7 protein-coding genes, 1 tRNA gene and 1 pseudogene are annotated in these 9,341 nt (G+C 71.3%); 2 read left to right on the forward strand and 7 right to left on the reverse strand.

What is annotated here, in order from left to right; genetic code table 11:
- Positions 1-148 precede the first annotated feature (148 nt).
- From G6028_RS04665 to G6028_RS04690, 6 genes are all read right to left on the reverse strand, one after another.
- Positions 149-811 (reverse strand): ABC transporter permease, encoded by a 663-nt coding sequence (locus tag G6028_RS04665; protein WP_206685731.1) that lies wholly within the window; start codon positions 809-811, stop codon positions 149-151.
- Between the two features lie 85 nt (positions 812-896).
- Positions 897-1,652 (reverse strand): ABC transporter ATP-binding protein, encoded by a 756-nt coding sequence (locus G6028_RS04670; RefSeq protein WP_182658194.1) that lies wholly within the window; start codon positions 1,650-1,652, stop codon positions 897-899.
- On the reverse strand, positions 1,645-2,196 hold the full coding sequence (locus G6028_RS04675) for a TetR/AcrR family transcriptional regulator (protein WP_206685732.1): 552 nt from the start codon (positions 2,194-2,196) through the stop codon (positions 1,645-1,647). The genes G6028_RS04670 and G6028_RS04675 overlap by 8 nt, the downstream gene beginning before the upstream one ends.
- 120 nt (positions 2,197-2,316) lie before the next feature.
- Positions 2,317-2,393: transfer RNA gene (locus G6028_RS04680), tRNA-Met, on the reverse strand.
- 113 nt (positions 2,394-2,506) lie between these two features.
- Positions 2,507-5,542, reverse strand: a complete 3,036-nt coding sequence (locus G6028_RS04685; protein WP_182658195.1) for a UPF0182 family protein — start codon at positions 5,540-5,542, stop codon at positions 2,507-2,509.
- 66 nt (positions 5,543-5,608) lie between these two features.
- Positions 5,609-6,667, reverse strand: coding sequence for a PDZ domain-containing protein (locus G6028_RS04690; protein ID WP_182658196.1), 1,059 nt, complete (start codon positions 6,665-6,667; stop codon positions 5,609-5,611).
- A gap of 80 nt (positions 6,668-6,747) precedes the next feature.
- Here G6028_RS04690 and G6028_RS04695 point away from each other — a divergent pair, with 80 nt between their 5' ends.
- Positions 6,748-8,136 carry a zinc-dependent metalloprotease gene (locus tag G6028_RS04695; RefSeq protein ID WP_182658197.1) on the forward strand — a complete coding sequence of 463 codons (1,389 nt, stop codon included), beginning with the start codon at positions 6,748-6,750 and terminating at the stop codon, positions 8,134-8,136.
- Between the two features lie 66 nt (positions 8,137-8,202).
- On the opposite strand, the gene G6028_RS04700 is transcribed toward G6028_RS04695, so the two are convergent.
- Positions 8,203-8,916 (reverse strand): M48 metallopeptidase family protein, encoded by a 714-nt coding sequence (locus G6028_RS04700; protein WP_338404148.1) that lies wholly within the window; start codon positions 8,914-8,916, stop codon positions 8,203-8,205.
- 123 nt (positions 8,917-9,039) lie between these two features.
- Here G6028_RS04700 and G6028_RS04705 point away from each other — a divergent pair.
- Positions 9,040-9,341 (forward strand): annotated as a pseudogene (locus G6028_RS04705) (hypothetical protein); the annotation flags it as partial.

The following is a 9,341-nucleotide window of genomic DNA, read 5'->3' on the forward strand; positions in this document are numbered from 1 at the left end:
GCGCTCGGGATGCGTTTTCGAGAACGCGTTCCAGGTTGGTGTGCCGGCCCCCGGGGGATCGTGGGGTCCCCGGCGTCGGAGTCCCTCGGGCTCCCCGGCGTCGAGTCGCTCGGTCTCACCCCTCGGCATCGCCCCTCAGCAGCGCCCCTCAGCGGTCGAGCTGGAGCCTCCGCCATGTCGCGACCGTGAGCGCGGTGGAGACCAGCGGGATCACCCCGACCAGGGCGAGCTGCAGCGGCGACACCCCGCTGCCGCCGCTCATCGCCCACAGCGTCGGGGCGGCGAACGGCATCCATCCGCCGGCGCCGACGAGGACGCCGACCTGCGCCACGATGACGATCGCTATCGTCGCCGCGACCCCCACGAGCGTCGATCGCGTCACGGTCGTGACCCAGGCGACGGGAGTGACGATCGCACTCGTCAACACCCCGAGCGCGGTCTGACGCGCGAGGCCGGCCCAGACCTCGGACGTCGGCGCTCCGAGCCCCCCGACCAGTCCGACGACAACGAGCGCGCCGGCCAGGGCGAGCGCCGTCCCCACGCTCCACAGCGCGAACACGGCGATCTTGGCCGCAGCGATGGACCCCCGCCCGACAGGCAGGGCGAACAACGCGCTCACCGTCGCATCGGAGAACTCGCGCCCGAAGATCCAGGCCAGCACGATGCCGTAGCCGAGGAGGCCCCCGGCGCCGGTGATCTGCGCCGCCGAGAAGAGCAGACCGGCCCAGTCGGCGGTGGCGCCGGGGCCGAGCTTCGCCACGAGGTCGGGCTGCCCGGAGGTCACCGCGAGCAGCATCGCACCCGACAGCACGGCGATCCCCCGACGATCGCGGTCGTGGCGACGATCCCCACCAGCGAAGACCGCAGCTTGACCGCCTCGGTCGACAGGGCCGGACTCACCGCGGGCCCCCGCCCTCGGACGTGGCGTCCTGCGCGGACTCGTCGTCGAGTCGGACGGCCTCGAAGAAGGCCCTCTCGAGCTCCGACCCTCCGGGCGGGAGCTCCCCGATGACGCGCCCGCCGTTCATCACGACGATGCGGTCGGCGATGCGGGCGACCTCGTCGAGGTGATGACTGCTCACGAGGACGCCGGCCCCCGCGCCCGCGAGTCCGACGAGGTGTTCCCGGAGGAGGATGACGCCCCGGGGGTCGAGTGCGTTGCCCGGTTCATCGAGCACCACGACGGACGGGGAGTGCTGCAGGGCCGCGGCGAGCCCGACCCGCTGCCGGTTACCGAGCGACAGCACCCGCAGGCGACGGTCGGCGTACGGCTCCAGGGCGAACGTGCGCATCGCCGAGTCGACGATCGCGCCGGGGTCACCCACACCCCGTAGCCTCGCGCTCGACACCAGGTTCTGGCGCACGGTCAACTCCGGGTATCCGGGCGCTCCGTCGACGAACTGGCCGACCCTGGCCCACTCCGCGGCGGGAGGCGAGTCGCCGGCCAGCACTCGACCGCGCAGCAGTACCCGGCCCGCATCCGCACGCAGCATCCCGAGCAGGACACGCAACAGAGTCGTCTTGCCCGCTCCGTTCAGACCGACGAGCGCGACGATCTCCCCCTCCCCCACGGTGAGGTCGACGTCATGGATCCCCGCGCCGGCGCGGAAGCACCGGGTCACCCGCTCAGCGCGGATCGCTGGCTCAGTCATCGCGGCCCTCCAGGACCCGGAACACGTGCTCCAGGGCGCTGTCGAGGTCCGGGTCGGTGCCGACCGCCCACTCGAGGAGCGACGCGTTGAGGGCGGCCACGACGGCGGCCGCGGCGATGCGGGCGGCGGGCGGGGTCACGGCTCGCCCCGCGAGGGCGGAGACGATCGCGTCCTCCGTGGCCCGGCTCCCCGCCGCGAGAGCACCCGCCAGAGAAGGAGTCTCGGCGACGATCCGGAGTCGCTCACGCACGGCCTCCGCGGCGGGTTCCGGCACAGAGTTCCACGAGTCCCGGATCCCGCGCACGACCGCCGTCAACGGGGGCTCGTCCGCCGGCCGGCGCGCGATCGCGTCCGCGATGAGGGGGTCGTAGGGGTCGTCCACGAGCAGCGCCGCCTTGGTCGGGAAGTGGCGGAAGAGGGTCATCTCGCTGACGCCCGCCCGTCCGGCCACGGCCGCCGTGGTGACGCCGTCGTACCCGCGGTCACCCATCAGCTCCAGGGCGGCACGGAGCAGTCGTTCGCGCGTCTGCTCGGACCGACCCATACCCAGAATGTTAGTGACTAACAACAGGGGCGCGCAATCCCCATGCCCGAGGCGGCGCCCTGTCGCACGAACGACAAAGGCCCCCTGACCGGATTCTCACCCGGTCAGGGGGCCTCATCGTGGTAGCGGGGACAGGATTTGAACCTGCGACCTCTGGGTTATGAGCCCAGCGAGCTACCGAGCTGCTCCACCCCGCGTCGTTTGCGTCTATGACACTACGTGCCAGTCACCGCGGAAGGCAAATCGGTGGACGCGAAACGAACAGAACATGACCCAACTCACACCGGGGGTGACATATCCCCTGGTCAGGTCAGTTCCCGAGGGCCTGGTAGGCATCGACCGCCTCCTGCAGATCCTCGAGAGCCTGTCCCAGCGCGGACAGGTCACCGCCCTGTGCCGAACGGACCGCGTTCAGCGCCTGATTGATGTCCCGCACCGCGGCCGCCCGCTCGGCGTCGTCTCCACCGCCGGTGGCGGGCGCCGCCGGGCGCGGAACGCTCGGCCGGGACGCGCCCGCGACCTCACCCTCCGCCTCGGCCTCGGCCGCACCGCTCTCGTCGATCCGCACGACGTCCGGGTCGGCCTCGATGCCCACCTGGCGCAGTGCCTCGTAGAGCGTGGGCGCATAACCCACCGCGCGGTCATAGGAGACCATCACGCGCAGCAACCGCGGGAACGCCGAGTCCTGGTCCTTGCGCTGGGTGTAGATGGGCTCCACGTACAGGACCGAGTCGTCGGCCAACGGCAGCGCCAGGAGGTTGCCCTCGGTGATCTCGGCGGTCTCACCCCACAGCCGGCGGTCCTCGGCGATCGCCGGCGAGGCGATCATGATGTCCTGCGCCTGGTTGGGTCCCTGTGCGAGGGGCTCGGTGGGGCGCTGCACGCGAACCGTGATGTCGCCGTAGGTGTCCGGGTCCGAGCTCGCCGACATGTGCGCCGCGAGGAACTCGCGCTCGTACCCGCGGAACGCGGAGATCAGCTGGAACGACGGTTCGTCCGATTCGGGATCGGTCGGGTCGGAGACCACCACGTAGTACGGCGGCTGACTGGGGCCCTCCACCGGGCCTCGGTTGGCGGCCTGCGCACCCGCCGGTCCGCCGGCCGGCCCGCCCGCGGGCGGGGTCGGGTTCTGGATCGACGAGGTCACGGTGGGATCGGAGGGCACCGACCAGAAGGCGTCGTTGGTGAAGAACTGGCCCGGGTCGTCGACCTGGTACTTGGCCAGCAGCTCACGCTGGACCTTGAACAGGTCCTCCGGGTAGCGCAGGTGCTCCTCGAGCTCCTCCGAGATCGCGTCCCGCGGCTGCACGATGCCGGGTAGGGCCTTCATCCAGGTCTGCAGCACCGGGTCCGACTCGTCGAACGCGTAGAGGTCCACCGTGCCGTCGTAGGCGTCGACCGTGGCCTTGACCGAGTTGCGGATGTACGAGACCTCCTCGTCCGGCAGCACCCGGCCGCCGGCCTCGTTGGTCGAGTCCGCCGTCATCGCCTCCAGCGAACTCAGCTCGGCGTACGGATAGGTCTTGAGCGTGGTGTACCCGTCGACGATCCACTTGATCCGTCCGTCGATCACGGCCGGGTACGTATTGGTGTCGGTGGTCAGCCACGGGGCGACCTTCTGGACACGGTCGCGGGGGTCGCGGTCGTAGATGATCTTGGAGTCGTCGCCGATCAGGCTGGACAGCAGGATGTTGCGCTCGGCGAACCTCAGCGCGTAGGCCGTGCGGTTGATCCAGCCGCCGATCGGGACCCCGCCCTCGCCGGTGTAGGTGTACTGCTGGGTGTCCGTGTCGTACTCGCGCGGGCCCTCGCCGTTGTCGCCGACGATGGCGTAGTCGGGGTCGGACTGGGCGATCAGCGGACCGAAGTAGGTCCGCGGCTGGGTCACCGGGATCACCATCTCCTGACCACTGGCGATGGCCTCGAGGTCGGAGACCTGGAAGTTCGGCAGTCCGCCGCGATCCGAGCCGGCGTCGTCCGCGATCTCGTTGACGCGGTTGGCGGGCGCGGAGACGAAGCCGTTGCCGTGGGTGTAGACGGTGTGCCGGTTGATCCAGTCCCGCTGGTTGGCCTGCAGGGACTCCGGGTTGAGCTCACGGGCGGCCACGAGGAAGTCCCGCATCTCACCGTCGATCGTGTACCTGTCGATGCCGAGCGTCTCGGGGAAGCCGTAGAAGTTCCGCAGCTGGTGCAGCTGGGTGAACGTGGGCGAGAGGACGTTGGGGTCGAGCACGCGGACGTTGGACAGCGTCGTGACGTCCGAGCCCGCCTCCCGCGGGTTCGGGTCGGCCGAGCCCCAGTTCTCTATGTAGGTGACGCGGTCGTCCCCGATGTCGTACGCGGCCCGCGTGGCCTCGATGTTGCGGGCGATGTACTCCCGTTCCTTCTCGGCGCGGTTGGGGTTGACGGAGAACTGCTCCACGGCGAGCGGCCAGGCCGAGCCCACCACGAGCGCGGAGAACAGCAGGAGCACGGTAGCGAGCGCGGGGATGCGCAGGTCCCTGATCACGATCGCGGAGAAAAAGGCGATCGCGCAGACGATGGCCACGGAGAACATGAAGATCTTGGCCGGGATCAGCGCGTTGACATCGGTGTGTCCGGCACCGGTGAACGTCGCGTTCTCCCGGAACAGCAGCTCGTAGCGGTCGAGCCAGTAGGCGGCCGCCTTGAGCAGGATGAACAGTCCGGCGAGGCTGACCAGCTGGATCCGCGCGGCGCGGGTCAGCGCACCCTCACGCGCTCCGGGACGGAGCCCACCGAACAGGTAGTGCGTGACGAGGTTGGCGATAAACGCCAGGACCACGGCCACCATGAGCCAGGTGACGATCGACCGCCACAGCGGCAGCTCGAAGGCGTAGAAGGAGATGTCGAGCCCGAACTGCGCATCCGTCTGACCGAACGGCGTGGAGTTGAAGAACGCCAGGACCGACTGCCAGCCCGACTGCGCCACCGAACCGGCGAGGAGGCCGATCGCGACAGGGACCCACAGCACCGTCTTGGCCGGCGAGTCGCCGAGAGCCGCCCGGTACCTCGCCAACGCATCGGGCATCCCCGGCTGTGCCAGGAACACCGGCCGGTACCGGAAGGCCAGCAGGATCCCCGCGGCGATCGCGAGTCCCACCAGGAGGGCGACCACGACGAACAGACCGATCCGCGTGAGCAGTTCGGTCCTCATCACACTGGTGGCGTCGACCGAGCCGAACCACAGCCAGTTGGTGTAGGTGGAGTTGATCCTCGGCAGTACCTGGATCAGGACGATGAGGATGACGATGGAGATGGCGACGGCTCGGCCGCGACGTGAGATCGCGATCGGCCGACCGGGATTACCGGGTGGGCGGACGGACACCGGGGAAGCTCCTGGACTGCTGGGGCGGACATGCTCGTGGAACCCACCTTACGGAAAAGCGTCGCCTCACCCGCAGGTCGGTGGCTCTCCCCCGGAAACGGCCTCCTCCAGCGCCTCCAGCGCGCCCCGGAGGGTGTCCACCTCGATCAGGCGGATGCCACCCGGTGGGTCCTGCACGGCTTCCGCACAGTTTCCGGCGGGGACGAGGAACTCGGTCGCCCCCGCATCCCGGGCGGCACGGATCTTGTGCGTGATCCCCCCGATCGGCCCGACGGTTCCGTCGACCCGGATCGTGCCCGATCCGGCGACCTCGGCCCCGCCGGTCAACTCGCCCGGGGACAGCTTGTCCACGATCGCGATCGCCAGGACCAGCCCCGCCGAGGGGCCGCCCACGTTCGGGTCGATGTTGATCTCGACGTCCGTCCCGTCGGCCGGTGTGTCGCCGACGAGGATGCCCAGGCGGCCCTGGTCGGGATCGCCGTCCGGTCCGGCGGGCTGCAACGTCGTCGTCGTCGTCTCCTCGCGCCCGTCCCTGGTGAACCCGATCCGGACCTCGTCGCCCGGACGGTGGGCGCTGACCTGCTCGACCACCGCTGTCGAATCCGAGACCCGCTCCCCGCCGATCGAGGTCAGGATGTCGCCCTCACGGAGGAGGTCGGCCGCCGCGCCCTCCGGGTCGACGGCCTCGACCCGGGGCTGCATCGGGATCCCCAGGTACCCGTAGGCGGCGGCCTCGGCCGAGTTCTCCGACCCCACCATCTCCGCGGCGTTGGACTCGCGGACCTCGTCCCTCGACCGTTCCGGGGGGAAGACCTGGTCGCGGGGGACCACCATCTGCACCGGATCCAGCCAGAACCTCATGGCGTCGAGCAGGGTCAGGTTGTCGCGGACCGCGACCGTCGTCATCCGTAGTGCTCCGGAGGTCTCCTCCGCCTCACGCCCGCTGACCTCGACGACGGGGACAGTCTCCACCCCGTCGCCACGCTCGACCTCGACCTCCCCGAGGGTGTCGTAGGTGGGCCCGGGGCCCATGGCCACGAGCGGCACGGTCGCCGACGTGGCCAGGACGAGCAGCAGCACCGCCGGGACCAGAGCGGCGAGGAGGGTCAGCAGTCGGCGACTCACGGGGGCAAGGGTAGTCCGCGCGGGCGGAACCGTGACGTCGCGCCCGGACCTGCGCACCCGTCGGGCTGTACCGTTGTGGCATGAACCAGCCCTTCGGTTTCTCCGCTTCCGATGACGACGGTCGCGACGACGACCGGGGCCGCGACCCGGGCGGCCCCGGCGGTTTCGACCCCTCCCAGTTCGGTCAGTTCGGCCAGATGCTCTCCCAGTTCGGGCAGATGCTCGGCTCCATGGGGTCGGCGATGACCGGGCCCGGCGCCTCCGGCCCGGTGAACTACCAGCTCGCCCGCACCGTGGCACTGCAGGCCCTCGGCCGTACCCCGGTCGTGAGCGAGGCCTCCGGCACCGCCGCGCAGGAGTCCGTCCGGCTGGCCGAGCTGTGGCTGGACGAGACCACGATGTTCCCCTCCGGCGTACACCGGACCGAGGTGTGGACCCCCCAGCAGTGGGTCGAACAGTCCCTCCCCACGTGGGAGAAGATCTGCACCCCGGTCGCCGAGCAGATGAACTCGGCCACCAAGGGGGCGATGCCCGAGGAGGCGCGCCAGCTCGCCGGCCCGCTCCTGGGAATGCTCGACCAGATGGGCGGCATGGGCTTCGGGATGCAGCTCGGCCAGGGACTGGGCAAGCTCGCCCCCGCCGTGCTGTTCTCCTCCGAGGTGGGGCTCCCGTTCGGGGACGACGGCGTGGCCGCCCTGTGCCCGACCGCGATCGACGCGTTCGCCGAGGAGCTCGAGCTGCCCCGCCAGGAGGTCGTGGTGTTCCTGGCCGCGCGCGAGGCCGCGCACATCCGGTTGTTCGCCGGAGCGCCCTGGCTGCGGGCTCGGGTGCTGGCCACCGTCGAGGAGTACGCCCGCGGGATCCGGGTCGACACCTCGGGGCTCGACGACCTGGCCTCGGGACTCGACCCGTCCATCCTCCAGGACCCCACCAAGCTCCAGGAACTGCTGTCCGGCGGCGCGGGCGCCATCGGCCCCAAGGTGACGAATGTCAACGAGGCCGCGCTCGGCCGCCTCGAGACGCTGCTCGCCCTGGTCGAGGGCTGGGTCGACGCGGTCGTCACCGCCGCGGTCGGTGACCGACTGCCCAGCGCGGACAAGCTGCGCGAGATGTGGCTGCGACGCCGGGCCACCGGTGGCGCGGCCGAGCAGGCCTTCGCCGGTCTCGTCGGTCTCGAACTGCGCCCGCGGAAGGCGCGCGAGGCCTCGGAGCTGTGGCGCCGGGTCGGAGAGGCGGTCGGCACGGATCGCCGCGACGGCCTGTGGAGCCATCCGGACCTGCTCCCCGTGGGCGAGGACCTCGAGAACCCCGCCGCGGTGATCGACCGGCTCCTCGACGAGACCACCGGGGACCAGTCCGGGGTGGACGAGATCGAGAAGTTCCTCCGCGAGTCCGGGGCCGGGGACGGATCGGGCGACAGCGGCAACGGCAACGGCAACGACACGGACGGTCCCGCGCGGGACGCCTGACCACCCGACCGACGGACGGGTGGGCCGCGGGGTCGAGGGGTCGGCGGGGTCGAGGGGTCGGCGGGCCTATCGCCGGTCGGCCGTCAGGTCGGGTCCGTGCGCGGACCCCTGGTCGTCGGCCAGGGAGTCGTCGGCCCGGGAGTCGTCGTCCTGCACCAGGTCCCCCACACCCTCTCCGCCACCGGCCGCTCCGTCGCCGGCCGGCCCTGGGGTCCTCGCGTACGCCTCGAGGAAACCCATGGCCCGCTCGGTACGGGGATAGCGCCGCACCTCCGCCCAGAACTGCGGTGTGTGCCCGCCCGGTACCACGAGATGGGCGAGCTCGTGCACGACGACGTAGTCCAGCACGTACGAGGGGACCTCACGCAGCGCGTCGCTGACCCTGATCTCCCCCGACCCCGGTGAACACGAGGCCCACCGGGTGGTCATGGCGGGCACCCACCGGATCGACGCCGGACGCGGGCGTCCGTCCATCCACCTGGCCGACAGGGTGGTCGCTCGTCGCATCAGATCCTCGTCGGACGCGCGGCTCCCCGACCGCCGTCCGGAACGACGCAGGCGCGCCAGCATGTCGACGACGAGCCGGCGCTCCTCGGCCCGGGGCAGCCCCGCCGGCATGAGCACCACCACGGTCCGGCCCTCCACGCGCGCCGAGACCGTCCGCTTGCGTCGGCGCGACCGCCGCACCTCGATCCTGGGGTCATCAGGGCTGGTGGGCAGCCCGTCGTCGGGGCGGGAGTCCGGGTCGACATCGGGGTCCGGGCGGGGCGGGGACGGCACGCCGACCACGGTAGACGACCAGGGATCACGCCGTTCTCCACAGGCGGCCCCTGGCACGCCGGGCCTGTGGACAACCCCTGACGAGCTCCCCCGCGGTGACCGTGCTCGTGCCACGATGTGCCCGTGTCACCAGCGACCGACTCCGTCGTCCTCCCGCCCCACGCTCCCCCGGACAGCGCCCCCACCTCCAGGAACCCCGTCCGCGCCGTCCTGCGGGCCGGGACCGTCGTGGTGGTGCGCGACCACGAGTCGGTACAGGTGGGTCTGGCTCCGGACCGCGCGGTCGTGGTGGTCGCCCCCACCTCGTGCGGGCCCAGGGGGTTGGCCTCGCTCCTCCTCGACCTCGACGCGGGCGCGGACCTCGACGAGGTCGCCACCCGGGCCGGGGTCGACGCCGCCGACCTGCCCGCTGTCGCCAGGATCCT

The sequence above is a fragment of the Dietzia cercidiphylli genome (assembly GCF_014145145.1).
In the GTDB taxonomy this organism is placed as follows: Bacteria; Actinomycetota; Actinomycetes; order Mycobacteriales; family Mycobacteriaceae; genus Dietzia; species Dietzia natronolimnaea.